This window comes from Ruegeria sp. SCP11, assembly GCF_040329455.1.
In the GTDB taxonomy this organism is placed as follows: domain Bacteria; phylum Pseudomonadota; class Alphaproteobacteria; order Rhodobacterales; family Rhodobacteraceae; genus Ruegeria; species Ruegeria atlantica_E.
This window is the reverse complement of sequence record NZ_JBDZYG010000007.1, coordinates 14788-31342: the sequence shown is the minus strand read 5'-3', so window position 1 is coordinate 31342 and position 16555 is coordinate 14788. Positions and strand designations below refer to the sequence as shown.

The 16555-nt window shown below is 53.5% G+C and carries 18 protein-coding genes; 8 read left to right on the top strand and 10 right to left on the bottom strand.

Features of this window, described 5'->3' with window-relative positions; genetic code table 11:
• The first annotated feature begins 310 nt into the window (after nt 1–310).
• Nucleotides 311–694: a carboxymuconolactone decarboxylase family protein gene (locus ABLN94_RS12095; protein WP_352992678.1), complete on the top strand. Its 384-nt coding sequence runs from the start codon at nt 311–313 to the stop codon at nt 692–694.
• Between the two features lie 14 nt (nt 695–708).
• Here ABLN94_RS12095 and ABLN94_RS12090 read toward each other — a convergent pair whose 3' ends face one another.
• The 10 genes from ABLN94_RS12090 to ABLN94_RS12045 form a co-directional block, all read right to left on the bottom strand.
• Nucleotides 709–1719: a DUF2955 domain-containing protein gene (locus ABLN94_RS12090; RefSeq protein WP_352992676.1), complete on the bottom strand. Its 1011-nt coding sequence runs from the start codon at nt 1717–1719 to the stop codon at nt 709–711.
• Nucleotides 1709–2773 (bottom strand): HlyD family secretion protein, encoded by a 1065-nt coding sequence (locus ABLN94_RS12085; protein WP_352992674.1) that lies wholly within the window; start codon nt 2771–2773, stop codon nt 1709–1711. Before ABLN94_RS12085 ends, ABLN94_RS12090 begins: the two co-directional genes overlap by 11 nt.
• Nucleotides 2770–3849 carry an AI-2E family transporter gene (locus ABLN94_RS12080; RefSeq protein WP_352992672.1) on the bottom strand — a complete coding sequence of 360 codons (1080 nt, stop codon included), beginning with the start codon at nt 3847–3849 and terminating at the stop codon, nt 2770–2772. Before ABLN94_RS12080 ends, ABLN94_RS12085 begins: the two co-directional genes overlap by 4 nt.
• A gap of 170 nt (nt 3850–4019) precedes the next feature.
• Nucleotides 4020–4346 (bottom strand): potassium channel family protein, encoded by a 327-nt coding sequence (locus tag ABLN94_RS12075; RefSeq protein ID WP_352992671.1) that lies wholly within the window; start codon nt 4344–4346, stop codon nt 4020–4022.
• 542 nt (nt 4347–4888) lie between these two features.
• Nucleotides 4889–5509, bottom strand: coding sequence for an autotransporter outer membrane beta-barrel domain-containing protein (locus tag ABLN94_RS12070; protein ID WP_352993076.1), 621 nt, complete (start codon nt 5507–5509; stop codon nt 4889–4891).
• Between the two features lie 9 nt (nt 5510–5518).
• Nucleotides 5519–5659 carry a hypothetical protein gene (locus tag ABLN94_RS12065; protein ID WP_352992669.1) on the bottom strand — a complete coding sequence of 47 codons (141 nt, stop codon included), beginning with the start codon at nt 5657–5659 and terminating at the stop codon, nt 5519–5521.
• Nucleotides 5659–5844 (bottom strand): hypothetical protein, encoded by a 186-nt coding sequence (locus ABLN94_RS12060; protein WP_352992667.1) that lies wholly within the window; start codon nt 5842–5844, stop codon nt 5659–5661. The genes ABLN94_RS12065 and ABLN94_RS12060 overlap by 1 nt, the downstream gene beginning before the upstream one ends.
• The gene (locus ABLN94_RS12055; protein WP_352992666.1) at nt 5805–6251 is read right to left on the bottom strand and encodes a hypothetical protein; all 447 of its coding nucleotides are present in this window, start codon (nt 6249–6251) and stop codon (nt 5805–5807) included. The genes ABLN94_RS12060 and ABLN94_RS12055 overlap by 40 nt, the downstream gene beginning before the upstream one ends.
• A 230-nt stretch (nt 6252–6481) precedes the next feature.
• A complete protein-coding gene (locus ABLN94_RS12050; RefSeq protein ID WP_352992664.1) occupies nt 6482–6691 on the bottom strand; it encodes a hypothetical protein in 210 nt (69 codons plus the stop codon).
• Nucleotides 6688–7023, bottom strand: coding sequence for a hypothetical protein (locus ABLN94_RS12045; protein ID WP_352992663.1), 336 nt, complete (start codon nt 7021–7023; stop codon nt 6688–6690). Before ABLN94_RS12045 ends, ABLN94_RS12050 begins: the two co-directional genes overlap by 4 nt.
• Nucleotides 7024–7288: 265 nt before the next feature.
• On the opposite strand from ABLN94_RS12045, the gene ABLN94_RS12040 reads away from it, so the two are divergent.
• From ABLN94_RS12040 to ABLN94_RS12010, 7 genes are all read left to right on the top strand, one after another.
• Nucleotides 7289–8359: an agmatine deiminase family protein gene (locus tag ABLN94_RS12040; protein WP_352992661.1), complete on the top strand. Its 1071-nt coding sequence runs from the start codon at nt 7289–7291 to the stop codon at nt 8357–8359.
• A 243-nt stretch (nt 8360–8602) separates the two neighbouring features.
• A complete protein-coding gene (locus ABLN94_RS12035) occupies nt 8603–9706 on the top strand; it encodes a branched-chain amino acid ABC transporter substrate-binding protein (protein WP_352992659.1) in 1104 nt (367 codons plus the stop codon).
• Between the two features lie 200 nt (nt 9707–9906).
• Nucleotides 9907–12960, top strand: a complete 3054-nt coding sequence (locus tag ABLN94_RS12030) for a response regulator (protein WP_352992657.1) — start codon at nt 9907–9909, stop codon at nt 12958–12960.
• Nucleotides 12957–13334, top strand: a complete 378-nt coding sequence (locus ABLN94_RS12025; RefSeq protein ID WP_352992656.1) for a response regulator — start codon at nt 12957–12959, stop codon at nt 13332–13334. The genes ABLN94_RS12030 and ABLN94_RS12025 overlap by 4 nt, the downstream gene beginning before the upstream one ends.
• Entirely contained in the window at nt 13331–14374 is a 1044-nt protein-coding gene (locus tag ABLN94_RS12020) for an adenylate/guanylate cyclase domain-containing protein (RefSeq protein WP_352992654.1), read from the top strand. Before ABLN94_RS12025 ends, ABLN94_RS12020 begins: the two co-directional genes overlap by 4 nt.
• Before the next feature lie 680 nt (nt 14375–15054).
• On the top strand, nt 15055–15324 hold the full coding sequence (locus ABLN94_RS12015; protein ID WP_352992652.1) for a spike base protein, RCAP_Rcc01079 family: 270 nt from the start codon (nt 15055–15057) through the stop codon (nt 15322–15324).
• Entirely contained in the window at nt 15321–16208 is an 888-nt protein-coding gene (locus ABLN94_RS12010) for a phage head spike fiber domain-containing protein (RefSeq protein WP_352992650.1), read from the top strand. Before ABLN94_RS12015 ends, ABLN94_RS12010 begins: the two co-directional genes overlap by 4 nt.
• The last annotated feature ends 347 nt before the right edge of the window (nt 16209–16555 follow it).

The following is a 16555-nucleotide window of genomic DNA, read 5'->3' as shown; positions in this document are numbered from 1 at the left end:
AATAGTTAATGTGAAAGTCATCACCCCTAAAAAAGGTGCGGCTTCAGAACAACTCGTGCAGGTTGCTCAAGTGAAGAATAGCTGCGTTGTCGATGAAAACGTTCGTCCTGGGGGACAATATTTTATTGCAGGTGAAATAATCGACGGCGTAGTTTGGAGCGGCCCAGCAGGAACACAGGGGTGGGATCGGACATGGCGACCGCCTTGGGATTAACTAGAACTTGCATTGCGTACCACTCCTGTAGCTGATGAAATCAAGACAGAGTCAGTTCTAGTTACCGTCTGACGCCTCAACCGATCGGAGACCTCCATGGCAGATATTTTCGACGAAGACCTTTTCCTCAAAGGGCTTGAGCAACGCAAAGGCACTCTTGGTGCTGAATATGTGGAAAAGAACCTGGCGGCAGCTGATGACTTTACCCGGCCCTTTCAAGAGGCGATGACCGCCTGGTGCTGGGGCTTCGGCTGGGGCGACGATGTAATCGACGCCAAAACGCGTTCGATGATGAACCTCGCGATGATCGGTGCGCTTGGGAAAATGCATGAGTGGGAAATTCACTGCAAAGGCGCAATCAACAATGGCGTCTCGAAAGAGGAAATCCGTGCCATCATCCACGTCGTCGGCATTTATTGCGGCGTGCCACAGGCTTTGGAATGTTTCCGCGTTGCCCGTAAGGTGTTGGAAGCCACATAACGCTCGCGCTGCCCTTAAACTGAGTTCTGGCGCTCTCTCTCGGGCCAGAACTCATCCACCACGATATATGCAACGATTACAAAAGTTGCCGCGCTGGCGACCTGTAGAACGCGCGTGATGCTTTTTACATCAGCTTCATCCGAGAAGGGTGCAATCGAGCCCCCGTAGACGATCAGCGCTGTCGTGATTGCTGATCCTGCCGCTGCTGCCAGAGGGATTTCGGATTTCCCCAGCGCGCCAAGAGTTAAGCAGACGAAAAAGCACAACAACACTGGTGTCAGGAAGACCGGTGCGATGACGTTGACCTCGTAACAGATGATCGAAACTGCCGCGCCCAACAGATTGGCGGTGAGCATGGCTTTGGCAACAGCTTTCCCTGCTGACGGCATCGCCGCAAGTTGTTGGCTTAGGAGCGCCACGAAAAACAACACCAGCAATGCCGACGCGCCGGATACGAAGAATGCCAAAGCGAAGGGGACGGTCACCAACGACATGCGGAAAATGCGGCGATGCGAATCGAAGTCTTGCGCTGACGCCGCTTTCTTCTGCGCATCGGTAGGGGGTTCGGCCGGAATAATCACGAACATCAGCGTCGACACAAAGCCCGCAAAGAACAGATTCAACGGAATCCAGAACACCAGCACCAAGGCCAGGTCCTGCGATTGCAGAACAAGGTTCGGGATCATCAACGCACCCATAAGGGCGATGACCCCAGGCAAGACCCCGGCGCCCGACACGGACCACGTGAAGGACAGGATAATCCCGATGGCCACGAGAATCAGAAAGACAACGGGGTATGGCGAAAAGACCGAGGACAGCAGAAAGGAGATGAACATCAGCCCAATCGAGAACACGAACAGTTTGCCAAAAGCGGCCAATGGCAACGCGGACGGGGCTTGAAGAAACAAAGCAGTAAACACCGCCCCCACGACGGCCAGAGGCCATCCCAAAAACAGTCCAAGAGAGAAGACGCCGGTCACCCCCAACGCCAGCCGCAAGACTGAGTTTCGGTCCTCAGTACGCATAGGACAGGATTGAGACCACGCGGATATAGGCGCGGCCCACCATGTTCAGCAGCGAATTATCACTGAGATACATGATCACGTCCGCTTGCCCGTTCAATTGAAACCGTAGATCATCTTCGGCGCTTCCTGCCTCATAGCCCGGTAATATGATCCGCACCGGGAACCGTTCGGGTTCGCGCAGAAACCCTTTGGTGCTGGGTGCACTGGCCAATTGGCCGGGCTCATCCCCGCCGCTCAGAGACACAGCTGCGCTGAAGCTTTCGATCACGCCCGGGACAATCTGACCGGGGTGCATGTCCAGCACGACATTCACCGGAGAGCCGACAGAGGCGCGACCAAGGTTGTTTTCGGTGAAATACGCCTCGATCCAGACATCTGTTGCGTCAAGGAACGTCAACAGGTCCTGCCCGGAGCGCGCATACGTTCCGGGTGCAATCAACAAATTGGAGATCACACCTGTTGCTGGCGCTCGCAACTCGGTCCATTCAAGGTTCAGCTCCGCATCCGCAAGGGCGGCCAATGCCCGCTGAATTTTGGGGTTCTCCACGCCCTCCTCACCCAGCCTCTGTTTCGCTTTTTCCAGATCGGCCATAGCGTTATCCAGATTGGCCTCGGACTCAGCCAATTGCCCTCGGGCATCGTCGGCCTTCGAGACCGCAATCAGACCCTTCTTTTCCAATGCGAACACACGCTCGGTTTGCAGACGCATCGTGTCCAGATCGCTCTGAGCGCGGGCCAGTTTGGCCTGTGCTGCGCTCACCTCGGCCGAGGACGCACCGACCTCTTGGGTTGCGGCCTCAAGATCCGCTTCGGCCTTGTCGCGTTCAATCTCGTACGGGCGGCGGTCAATCCGCACCAGTACGTCACCGGCCGAAACGACCTGACCGTTTTCCACCAGAACTTCGGTAACCGTGCCGGTGACCTGCGGGACGATCTGGGTCGCCACGGCTTTCACGCGGGCATTTCCTGTAAAAGGTGTTTTTCGATCCGCGACCAGATACCAGACAAGAAAAATCAGTATGACCGCCAGCGTCGTCCAGATCGTTTTCCTCATTCCGCCGCCCCTTCTACAGCTTCGGCAGTATCAGGTGATGCGTCGATCCAAACCTTGAACAGTTCGTAGAAGACAGCGAACAGAACGGGGCCCATGAATATCCCGATCAGACCGTATGCCATCATCCCGCCAAGCACTCCGATCAGGATCACCAACATCGGAGTCTCAAGACCCTTTGAGATGAAAACCGGCCGGAGGAAACTGTCCATGATGGCGACCGGAACTGCCAGAATGGTAAACACAAGGGCCCCGCCACCGGACATGGAACTCCACGCGTAGATAGCAACGGGCAACAGGACCAGACCGGGGCCGATCTGAATGATCGAGAGGATCAGGCAGACGAAAGCAAGCGTGGCCGCCGACCCTATGCCGAACACCGCCAGCAGAATCCACACAACGACGGCCTGAATCGCGGCAACCCCTATCACTCCCTTGGTGACATTTCGGATCGTGGCCCCGGCCAGAGTGACAAACTCACCGCCACGGGGTGCAAACACACGGTTGGCGAACCTTTGCAGCCCTTGCACCAAATTCGGCCCGGGGCTGAAAAGCGCACCCATAATGATGACGGACAGCGCAAGACCCAGTAACCCGATGCCAATTCCCAAAACTCTGCCGAACAAAGACTTAGTAACTTCCAGAAGTTGCGCGCCGTATTTTGCCAGCGCACCATCCAGATTCCGTTCGAACATCGTCCAGACATCGGCAATTTTGCTGCCAACCAGCGGAAGTTCCTTGATGCCTTCGGGTGCAGGTGGGATTTTCAATTCGCCGCGATCGGCCTGTTCGGCAAAGTCGGACCCAAGTTCGGCGGCACCCGAAATCGCCGTGGCGATCGGGCCCAATGTAAGCACAAGACCCAATAGAACCAGTATTGTCGCTGCCAGAGATTTACGTCCACCCAACTTGCCTTGGAGCCAGTCAAAGACGGGATAAAGCGCAACGCACAGGATCGTCGCCCAGATAACCACGCTTGCCAGTGGTGCAACCATGACCAATGCGCTGTAGAGGAATAGTCCGAGGAAAAGTAAGCGTATTGCAAGATCGACAATCTTTGCATCCTGGGTCTTTTCCATTCCATCCCTCCCACATTTTGTTTTTTGAATTTTAGACTCAAAAAATGAGATATGTATATATCTTTAAATCTTGGGTTCGGTATGGGCTTGGAAAACAACGAAAAGGGCGGGCCAACATGTGCCCCGCCTAAGCTTGGCGGATCTGGCACAGAACGAAGAAATGCCTGAAGCTATTTTTTAGCGTCTCCATCATCCTGCGATAGGATGGTATCAGCGACGGTGGTTGCTGCGGTCACAAAAATACCCAGACCAACGATGATGTAGAGCATCGTAAAGATCTTCCCCGCAGCCGTTTCTGGGGAAAAATCCCCGAAGCCCACGGTCGAAATCGTAACAACAGAAAAGTATATTGAATCGAGCCAACTCCACCCTTCAACAAAATGATAAAAAACAGAGGCCCACAAAATCATTCCGACCGTAAAGGCGAGAATGCCTTTCACCCGACCATCCTTGAACGCAACGCCTATCCCTCGTGTAATTCTTGTTAGTGAATTCATGATACCCCCTTCAGTTGGCAGGAGGGGTTATAACAGATATTTCAATAGCCAAGAAAAACCGGCATGCGAGTTTACTACGTTGCAAACCTGTGGTGCTGGATTAATGCGCGGGCAATGGAAGGTGTCGAGCGTTATGTCATCGATTTCGAGGATTAGCCCAGACGGACGGTCAACGTCGATGCCTATGTCCCGCGCCACAAGGCACTGGCCGACGCATGAGTAGAACCTGTTGGCCTAAGTCGTCAAAGGCGCGTAGGACGACATTTTGCTGCCGCTTGCACCTGAGGCCGCCGCGCAGGTTTAAACGTATCATGACAATGTCATGAGTGCCGTTGATGCGCCTGAATAATAATGGTGAGGGTGACGTGCGTTGCCCTCGCAGGCATTGCTGGACGCCTGCGGTCTTTCCAAGAGGACAGGAAGCCGTAGTTCCCTGCATTCGCAAACCACCCGATCAATAGATAGCTTCTAATAAATTTTTAAGAATGGCGGTCGAAAACCGCCATTCTCGGGAGCCTAAGGTCAATCCTCCGCGATATCGATCAATACGACCAACAGATACCGGCCTGAAAATTTGGACCCTGTGCGCCATCGCCAATTTGGTGTTCAGCATTGGCCTCGAACTGCATGTTGGAAACAAACTCGTGTTCATACCCGACTAACACGCTGGCCCTAGTGAAATCGTTCGAAGCAAAGGACAGGCTCTGAGTGGTTGAGAACACCGTAACGGACACATCGGATTCTTCCAGATCGCGCCGCCGCACGCCCGACAGTTGTCCAACTAAAACCCCGCCATTGTTCGCCGCCCTTTCCAAATTGACGTCCAATCGGGCCTCGATCACTTCGGTAGTGCTACCCCCAACCGTTGCGTTGGCCGAGGAGCCGGTTTCCGTATAGCCATCATCCTTTTTGCGGGTATAGCGCACGTCGCCAAAGCCAATCAGCGAGAACGTGTTGCTGATGTCAAATGGTCGTTCGACCCCCAGGTAGACCGTTACCAGCGTACTGACATATTCAGCATCCGCGTCGGCGCTGCCGCTGATTTCGCGGGACCGGTCGGCGGACAACCAACCAAAACCCAGTCCGGCCTCAAGCGTGTACAATCCGATTTGACGACACACAGAGGCATCCAGATAAACGCCATCGGTGTCGAAATCCGTGATGCCTGTGTCTCAGTTCGAACGGGACACGCCCAGGGCCAAGGCCAGACTGTTGTCCAGTTGCCCGGAATACCCCACGCTACCATTGAAAACAATGACGTCCGTATCAATACCGGGCACGTTTTCGAACTGGCGCGGTGCCGCGTCGATCATCACATGGGGCGGAAAGGACCATAGGACATGCCGGAAACGCGACCCGTGGTCGAATTGCGGGTGACCTGCGCCTGCCCGCCATAGTTTAGTGCGTTCATAGACCCGTTGACTGCGCTGCCGTAGAAGGCCGTCATATCAGCCGAGTTCAGCACTTCGGACGCATCGACACTGGCGTAAACCGGCACCTCACCACCTTCGCCCTGCAAATACCAGGCAGAAGGGCATCCGAGGCCGTGATGGTTGACACCCCAACCCCCACCGAGGCGTCTTCGAACCGGAACACCGAACTGCCGCCGTTGGCGTCCAGTTTGACGCCGTGGTCCTGCCCCGGATCAGGCCACCGACTTTGTCTGTCCTGACCAAATTCAATGTACCAGCGCCCGTACCCAAGTGTGTCATTGGCCGTGCTTTGCGTAACAATCGAAACGGTGCCTGAGTTTATGACGTTTGCGTCGACTTCACTGGACAGCCTCAGCCCGATCGCCTCAGCTTCATCTTCGGCGGTGATCTGCATAGTGATTGTGCCACTGTTGCTAACGCCCTGACTGACACCGTCCCGGACACTGAAACCATAGGCGTCCAGATCATCCACTTCGATGGTTTCAACGATCTGGATTGTTCCGTTGTTGGAGAACGCGCCGTCCAGCCATTGTCGATGCGAATACCGTAGACATCGGCCGAGGTCTCGCTGACCACTTCACTGCGGATGAGGCCGCTGTTCTGTACATCCCTAGTGATACCGTCGTGGGCGTAAAGGCCTTACAATTAGGCCTGCTTGTCCTCTCCGATGCCTATAACCGACAGAGAACTGCTGTTGCTGAATCAACTCTGCAGGTGGCCCATGACAACCATCCCCATTACCATGACGTCTTCGTGGTTGGTGCCCGAGGCAGAATCCGCGACAGATAGGCTAGCGGTGTTGGAGAATGCGCCAGTTAGGTCGCCATTGATCTGGAAACCCGCGGCCGTCGCAGTATTCAAGTCTGCGGCTGAATCCGAAACTGAGCCAGCGTTCGTGATGTCGCCCGTCATATCATCGGCGACCCTGACACCGAAAGCCCGGGCGATTTGCCCTCGGCGGTGGTTCGCACCGTGATGGTATCTGAGTTTACAAGTTTCTCGTTCAGTGCACCATCTTCCACATCGACACCGGCCGCCAAAACGGTCGATCCGCCAGTTGCAATGGCGCTGAGGGTTCCGGAATTGCGGATGTTTGTGTTGACGTCATCGCCAAATAGAAAAGCTGCCGTCGAAGCGAGAAACACCGAGGGTGCAATGCTGGCAATCTTGTCTTTCCATTTGACGACACGCCCACCTTTGGCCACGCGTGTTTGCGCGGACAGGCCCGAGCCACCTGTATTCACCGTTTTCGCCCAAAAGGCTTTTTAGTTCTTTCGAGTGGCACTTAGAAATGAACCGGACCTAAATTTGGCGAATAGCGCGAAGAGGCATTGAAACTCCAAGTAAATTGCGGCGATGACCTAACTGCTTTCACCTTTTTTTTTCGCAAGGTTTTGGAGACCCGCTACCCACGGTGTCTTGAAACAAGTGCCAACATATTGGGTTTCCGAAAACCAGTTGCTTCGATAGCTTTCAGTCAGAACGATCAACGATTTGAGAGTTGAGATTATGAGGCGGCGGGAGGTGTTGCTCAGTGGTGGTTCAATTGGTCTGTATGGCCTATTCAGAAGTTCAGCAGTGTTAGCCGGACAAGGGTTCTTTGTTCCGCCCGAAGAGGGGCGCCATAAGCGGACCTTCATGCAATGGCCTGTGAGCCCGAGTGTTTACGGTGACCCTGTTTTCCTTGAAGTGACGCAGCAAACCATCGCCGACATTGCCAATGCAATTGTTGAGTTTGAGCCGGTCACTATGCTTGTCTCATCAGAAGATCAAAGAACGGCGCGCGCCAAACTATCGGGCAAAGTGGAGTTGTGGGATATTCCCACAGACGACTTGTGGTGTCGGGATTCTGGCCCAATTTTCGTCGTCAATGACGCAGGCCGACTGGCTATCATCCACATTCAGTTCAACGGGTGGGGCGGTCGACAAGCCAGCAAACGGGACAACCAAATCGCTGCCCGCGTGGCAGAACGTCTTGGTTTGGAATTAATACCATCCGGGTTGTACGGTGAGGGCGGTGGCGTTGAGCACGAAGGGCACGGTCTGCTCATGGCGCATGAAAGTAGCTGGGTGAATGACAACAGAAACCCTGGTGCGTCCCGAGACGACATCGAGGCCCGTTTGTTAAAGGCCTACGGCGCAAAACGTATGATCTGGTCAGAGGGTGTGTGGGACCAGGACATTACAGATTATCACATAGACAGCCTGGCGCGGTTCACTGGGCAAGGGCGCGTTTTGATGAACCTACCCGATCGACCGGACATGGATGATCCCTTTCACGTTGGCGCACTGGATACCCACGACACATTGGTTGCCGAAGGATTGTCAGTTGATGTTATTCCCGAACCCAATTCTCGCAGGGTCAGGAGCATCGACTTTGTGGCGTCTTACGCCAACTACTATGTTTGCAATGGCGCGGTCATGGTCGCGGAGTTTGGCGATCCAGAAACAGATCACTTGGCACAAGAAACACTCGCGCACCATTTTCCCGGACGCGAAATCGTTGCGCTCAAGGTGGACCCGTTGGGTGAATTAGGTGGCGGTATACACTGTGCAACGCAACAGATGCCGGCGGTTTGAGCGAACGTAACTTTGAAGCAAACTTTCGCGGCAGCGTGAGTTAACGGCCGTTCTCTAAAGATTGAGACATTCAGGGTTCACACACGCCGAAATAGGTTTCTGGGCAATAGCTCTTTGATTTCACGTACATGTTAGTCCGGCACCCGCCGGTTAGTTGTTGGTAAGCCCACAAAACTGTATAATGGCTTGGCCTACCAATAGGCACTGGCAGAGTGCCAAGGTAGCTGGATTGGGAGGGACAGGATGCAATTGTTTCAGACTCTCGCCACCGTCCTAGGTATGTCGACCCTGGCCTTTGTGGGCTCCGCAAAGGCGGAAATCCTTATCGGATCAGGCGCTCCTCTTTCCGGGCAATATGCGTGGGGTGGCGAACAGTATCGAATAGGTGCCGACTTTGCGCTTCGAAAAATAAATGCAAACGGTGGGGTATTGGGAGAACAAGTGCGGCTTGTTCTTGGAGACGATGCGGCGGACCCGGATCAAGCTGTCGCTGTTGCCAAAAAATTTGTGAGTGATGATGTGGTCTTCGTCGTCGGCCATTGGTCGTCCGGTGCGTCGATACCCGCGTCCAAAATCTATGACGAGGCGGGAATATTGATGATTTCGCCTTCTGCTACAAACACTAAACTAACGGATGAGGGCGGGCCTGGGATATTTCGCATCTGCGGTCGGGATGACCGCCAAGGCGCGGTGGTCGGAGATTACATGGCCACACATTGGCCAGAGAAACGCATATCGATATTGCACGATGGTGGGGCGTACGGCCAAGGGCTGGCCGAGGAAACCAAAAAACGTATCAACGAACTCGGCTTGACCGAGGTAATGTTCGAAGGTTTTGCGACAGGAGAGGTAGACTATTCCCCCCTCGTTGATCGCATCCGGGCAGCTGAAACAGATATTCTTTTCGTCGGCGGATACCCTGCCGAAGCAGGCCTTATTCTACGTGAAGCCAGAGACCAAGGTGATGACCTGCAATTCGTATCGGGAGACTCCCTGTCAACTTCGGATTATTGGCTGATTACTGGTGATGCCGGTGAGGGAACCCTGTTCACCTTCTTTCCAGACCCTCGCTACGATCCCAAAAACTCTGCTCTGGTAGAAGAGTTCAGGGACGGCGGCGTCGAGCCTGACGGGTATACGCTATACGCTTACGCTGCGGTCGAAGTTTGGGCTCAAGCGGTGGAAAAAGCCGGAACGCTCGAGCTGGACACAGTAATCGCTTCTCTAAGAGAGAATGAGTTCGATACCGTTTTGGGAACGCTTCGGTTCGACGAAAATGGGGACATCACGGACCCGGGGTTCTCTTGGTACACATGGAAAGGAGGGGAATACGTACCATTGCAATAGCGCTATGTAATTAGGGGGTAATGACATTTTGCTACCACGCAATGAATATACTGAAGTGATTGGCCGACGGCTCGGTTGCCCGCATGTTTGACGGCTTAGGGGTCCGTTGGCGACTTCTCATTGCATTTTTTGGAATTAGCGCCTTTTCGGTGCTTGCTGCTGCTGCTGCGGTATATTCGTTCCTGGCCATAGGAAATGTCATGGATCATATCACGCAGCAACGTGTACCGGCTGCACTTGGATCCCTGGAGCTTTCCCGAGAAGCTGACCGGATCGTAGCGGCTGCACCGGCGCTGCAGGCTGTGTCTACCGATACTCAGCGTATTGAACTGACTGGGGCGATCAGCGCAGGCGTAGACAATCTAAACAAAATGGTTGCGGAGTTGAAAACCCGGGAAACCGATGCTTCCGACCTTGAAGAAATCGAGGCAGCAGTCACGCGCCTCGGAGAAAACCTTTCGGCGCTCGACATTCTGGTGAGCGACAGATTGGCAGTGACTGATCGAAAGAGCGAAATCCTCACCCGGCTTTCGATCACCAACAAAGGGGCGCAGCGGGCGCTTACTCCGGGCATTTCGGTCATGGACGCCAAGCTGTCGCAACTGCGAAGCGCCATCGATAATCCTGACTTGACCGCAGACGAGCGCGAGGCGGCAATGAATGAGTTGACGCGCAGTGTTGCCGCAGCCTTGCCGCTGCAAAAGTTCCAAGTGGAAGTATCCGCGATCAACGACAATCTGATCCTGGCGGCATCGGCCCCTTCCCGTGCAGATGTGGACTTGATTGCATTCCCTTTGGAAAAGTCATTGGAGGCGCTCAACAGGCTGTCTGGCGAATTGCCAGCTTTTCAGCGCCGTTTTTTGCTGCCTCGTATCAAGGAACTAGAACAGCTCGCATTCGGCGACAAAAGCGTTTTGCAAGCGCGTGCCGAAGAACTTGACCTGATTGTCAGGGGAGAGGCTTTGATTGCCCAAAATGCCGCCCTGTCCCAACAATTGACGCAGGCAGTGGATGACCTGCTTGCGCATGCAAGAGACGATATTGCCAGTGCGAATGCTGAGGCTGGCTCGGTTCAGCAGGTTAGCACATATGTCATGATCGCTGTCGTGGTGCTGAGTTTGATCAGTTCAACCCTAATCGTATGGCTCTATGTTGGGCGTAACTTGATCGCGCGGCTCACCGGATTGAGCGACAGCATGCTGGCGATTGCAGGTGGGAATTTACGCGCACCACTGCCAGCCACCACAGGTAATGACGAAATCGCCCGAATGGCCGAGGCTCTATCCGTATTCCGGGATACGGCAATTGAAATCGAGGAAAACAACCTGCGTGAAATTGAAGTGGCGCGTCGAAGGTTGGTTGACGCGATTGAAAACTCTTCGGACGGGTTCGCGTTCTATGACGCCAACGAGAAACTGGTTCTTTGCAATAATCGATACAAGGAACTGCTATATCCAGAAATTGAAGTCACTATAGAGCCGGGAATGTCGTTCGAGACGATTATTCGCAGTTCGGCCAAAGTCGGATTGATCGTCAGTGCGCAGGACAGGATTGACGAGTGGGTCGAAGAGCGCATCGCTTCGCACAGAAACCCAAAAGAAGCACTTGTGCAGCAACGGCGTGACGGCCGTTGGATCATGATAAACGAGCGCAAGACAAGCGACGGCGGCACTGTTGCCGTGTACACTGATATCACTGACCTTAAGCAGCGCGAGCGGGATGCTGAAGAAGCGAACCGAGCCAAGAGCCAGTTTCTGGCTAACATGAGTCATGAACTGCGAACGCCCCTGAATGCTGTGATCGGTATCACTGAAATGCTGGAAGAAGATGCAGTAGATTTGGGGCAAGGCGATTTCATCGAGCCGTTGCAGAGGATTTCACGAGCGGGAAAGCATCTTTTGGAATTAATCAATGAGATCCTTGATCTTTCGAAAATCGAAGCAGGAAAACTTGATCTTAACCTCGAGGAATTCGACATTGTAGCGATGCTGCAAGACACAGTCGCGACGACGATGGGTATAGCAGAAAAGAACGGCAACGTGTTGGAAGCCCTCTGCCCGGATGAGTCGGAGTTGATGTTCGCCGACATGACGCGGGTTCGGCAGGTCATCCTGAACTTGCTGAGCAATGCCTGTAAATTCACTGAGAACGGCAAAATTACCGTCCGCGCGGCCAAGTCTAAGATTGACGACCGACCGTGGCTGGTTCTGGATGTGTCCGACACTGGTATTGGGCTGACGCAAGAGCAGATCGGAAAATTGTTCGAAGATTTTTCTCAGGCGGACAGTTCAACAACTCGCAAATACGGCGGCACAGGTCTTGGGCTCTCAATCAGCAGGCGGCTGTGCCAAATGATGGGGGGCGATATTACCGTTGAAAGCGTGGTTGGCAAAGGCACAACATTCACAGTCAAGTTGCCGTTCCGGGTCGAAGGTCCATCCGCTCCCTACACCGCTGGCAGAGATTTCAAGCCATCCTTGACGGATCAGCTAGGTGCATATTCAGGCACAATCCTTGTTGTCGATGACGACGACACCACACGCGAGTTGATGCGCGTTTTCCTGGCCAAGGAAGGTTTCGATGTTGTTACCGCCGCTGATGGCAAGGAAGCTCTGAACCTGGCGCGCAAAATTCGGCCGTGTGTAATCACACTTGATGTTTTGATGCCTCCACCAAACGGCTGGGACGTCCTTGCCGAACTCAAGGCAGACGAAACTTTGGCCGATATACCTGTTATCATGCTGACAATGCTTGACGAAGCGCGCAAAGGGTATGGGCTTGGCGCCTCAGAATATTTGGTCAAGCCGCTGGACCGGGAAAAACTCAGGGAAACCCTGAACCGTTTCCGACCCAAAGAAGGGGCGCCGCTAGTCCTTCTCGTGGAAGATGATGAGCCGACACGTGCATGGTTGCGCGGTTGCCTGGTGAACGAAGGGTGGCGAGTAACCGAAGGAGAGAATGGGCGCATTGCACTGAGTTTGATCAAAGAACAAACACCGGACCTGATCTTACTGGATTTGATGATGCCGGAAATGGACGGCTTCGAATTTCTGGAAGCGCTTCGCAAAACTACCAAATGCAAGAACACCCCGGTGATCGTTATAACGGCTGCGGACCTGACGAAAGAAGATCGTCAGCGTCTGACCAATGGCGTCGAAAGCATTCTCGAAAAAAGCTCAACAAGTTGTGACACGCTGCTGGAGGAAGTCGGCGGTTTCGTAAAGCGGATGACTGGTGAGGTAGTTAGGCAATGACCAAAATTCTCTATGTCGAAGACAACGACGACAATATTTTCATGCTTAAGCGGCGATTGAGTAAGAAAGGGTATGAGGTATTGGTCGCCACAGACGGTGCCGCCGGAATTGAGATGGCGCGCGTCGAAACACCTGCCCTCGTCCTGATGGACTTAAACCTCCCGGTTCTGGACGGTTGGGAGGCGACGCGACGGTTGAAAGCTGCACCAGACACTGGGAACATTCCAGTTATAGCTCTTTCCGCTTTTGCAATGGCCGGTGACCGGGACCGGGCATTAGAGGCTGGCTGCGACGATTATGTATCGAAGCCAATCGATTTCGACCTACTCCACCAGAAGATAAGCTCGATCCTGACCAGCGGGTCCGTGACATGAACTTAGACGATCCAGCGATTCTCGTTGTCGACGACAATGAGGACAATCGGTACACATTGTCGCGACGCCTGAAGCGCGAAGGGTATTCTAACCTGGTCGAAGCCTGCGACGGGCGCGACGCGCTGGAGAAACTAGCTCAGACTTCATTCGATTTAGTCCTTCTGGACATCATGATGCCGGGCATGAATGGGTTCGAAGCACTGGAATGCATGAAGTCGGACATGGTGTTGCGGGACATACCTGTCATCATGATCTCGGCGGTTGACGAAGTCGAAAGTGTGGTTCGTTGCATTGAGCTTGGCGCAGAAGACCACTTGCCCAAACCCTTCAACGCGGCACTTCTGCGCGCCAGAATTTCCGCCAGCCTAGAGAAAAAGCGGCTTAGGGATCAGCAGGAAACGTATCTTCGCCAGATTGAGATTGAGAAAAATCGCGTGGACGAATTGCTTCACGCGACGCTTCCAAACGCTGTCGTTCACGAATTGAAATCGACCAACACGGTGCGACCACGACGTTTCGAAGATGTGGTGGTTTTATTTTGCGACGTGGTCGGGTTTACCCAGTATTGTGACAAGCATGCGCCGGAAGAGGTGGTGACTCATTTGCAGGAATTGGTGAATACCTGCGAGCAAATCACTGCGCGCCATGGGCTAGAGAAAATCAAGACTATAGGGGATGCATACATGGCGACCGCAGGGTTATTGCAACATGTTGATAACCCGGCTGACGCGAGTGTACACGCAGGGTTCGAGATGATTTCGGCAGTCAAAAACCTTGAAGCTTCTTGGGATCTGCGCGTTGGAATTCACATCGGGCCTGTGGTCGCTGGCGTCATCGGTCGTAAGCAATTTGTGTTCGACCTCTGGGGCGATACGGTGAATGTCGCATCGAGAATTGTTGCTGAAGCTGAACCCTCTAACGTCCTTGTCAGCGCCCCGGTTTGGCGCCTGAACCAAGGCAGTATTCGCGGCAAGTCGATGGGATTAGTGGAATTGAAGGGTAAGGGAACACTCGAGTTGGTCCAGTGCCAGCCGAGATGAGACTACCCACTGGTTCGATCTGAATATTAGCCAGACTGGAACGGCTTGAGTTTTTTGAAATTGGGTTAGTCTTTATTACAAACCACTGGACGATCTGATGTTACAAGCACCCAGCGACCTCGTAGACCTTTTACTAGGATAAAGGACAGCCCGCTCTTTCTAAGCTGGCCGGCCAGTGTCGTCCTTCACTGGCCGCCCTCTTTGGTTCTGACAACAATGCGCTACAGGAATCGAATATTTCGCGCACTTGTCTACGTCGCGCTGAATCTGCTGGTGTTTGCGCGTGGTTCGTATTTAGTAACTGCCATGGATCTTAGGCAAGTATCTCCAAAAAACCGACATCAGTTCCTTAGTCAAACCGAAGCGTCTGCTCATGTTGTCCCACTTGTTTGGGAGCTTGCATCACGCGAACGACCGGACAGTAACTAAATTAGATGTTCCCGTATCCCCCAAAAAGCCCAAACTGCTCAGTGTCCGGAACAGTTTTGCCGCTGTTTTCCTAGTCGTCAGTCGGCGCTGCACCCAACAAACACCAGATACTATACGTAATCAAAATTCGTTTTTAGCCTCCTCGCCAAAATGCGCGTGCGCGATTGGGGGCAACGTACCCTGAGGTTTCCTATCCTTAAAATCCACGAGTCATTAATCGCAAGCCTGACACACAGAACGAGGCTTTGGCTATGAATAAGAGTCCATTCACCAACCGTGTTTCCAGTCTTTCTGGTCCTGCACAGGATATATTGCCTGTCACACCGTCTGACACTAACGATCTGCCAAAAGTTGCCATTAGCCTATACGTTGAAACGGGCGGTACATTGGTCATCACCACTGTACGGGGTGAAAAACGCTCCGTTGAAGTAGATGATTTTTCAATCCTGCCGGTTGGTGCCAAACGTGTGCATGCAACAGGAACCACGGCGTCAGGCATTCATTCGATGGTGCTGTCATGAAACTGACGCGAGATTGTTCCGTTACTTCCAGACAAAACCGCCGGAAAGCGAAGGCCGTTTTATCGCTCGACTTCGCGAGACAGGTTTATCGTAGATCCGGCGCACCCATTGAGTTGGGGTCAATCTTGAATTTTTCACGTGCGACATCTGGCATACGGGTAGGTGAATCAGGCGAGATTGAAACGGCTGCCGTCGATGTACTTCGACGCGATCACGTTTTGGGATCCGGTGTATTTCGCGGCGTCTTGTTCGAACCCGAAGCCACAAACCTTCTAAGCTTTTCGAACGACTTCAACAGTCAGGGCTGGTTTGGCCATTGGTCCAAGCCCAACTTTTCTACCGGCCTGGCCGCACCGGATGGCAGCAACACGGGGATGGGTTGGAATTGTGCTGACACGACCGGCGGGCCGGACAGTTTGCGAGGTGGCCTCATAGCAAAAGACGAAGGTTTCACGGGCACATCAACCGTCAGTATCTGGTTACGGGCCAGCGCACCTGTGGAGATGCGTTTCGGTCAATCCGATGGAAACGCAAAAACTATCAATGTTACAACGGTCTGGCAGCGGTTTACTTATACAGAAACTCTGCCGAATGCGCAGGATCGGGTCTTTGTCCTCAGCGAAAATTCAAGTGCGGAGATCGATGTCGAGATCTGGGGAGCTCAGGTCGAGATCGGCTCGGAAGCGACAACAAATATCTTCACCTATGGTGGCGCTTCGACACGTGGTGCGGATGTTGCTGGCCTTAGTGGTATCAATGGCACATTCGATGTGACACTCACCTATGATGATGAGAGTCAGGACAGGCTCGAAGGTCAAAGTATCGGTGAAGGGTGGTGGCCGATTCTGCGGCGGAAGCACCTAAAACATCTTCTGATTGCATGAGACGGTTGGACGGAAGCTGTAGCGCCCTCCAATAACGTAAATTGGGTGCATTAGCGTTAGAAACGAATCAATCCGAATGTGAAGTCAGCTTTGCTTGCGGTCTTTGTTGCGACGACGGCGGCCGCAGCTTAGACAACTTTGCTAGGCACATAGCTCCTTGGAGTCCTTTTACGACAAAGCAGTACGGTCGGCATGATTTGCCGGATGAACTCTGCTACACTTTGGAGCGATCCACGGGCGATGAACAACACACTCCCAGCGATAACAACAGAAGCAAAGTACGGGATCGTTGCAGAGAGTTCAGGTTTATTTGCCCAAAGCTTTCGCGACACAAACGCCACCGTGCG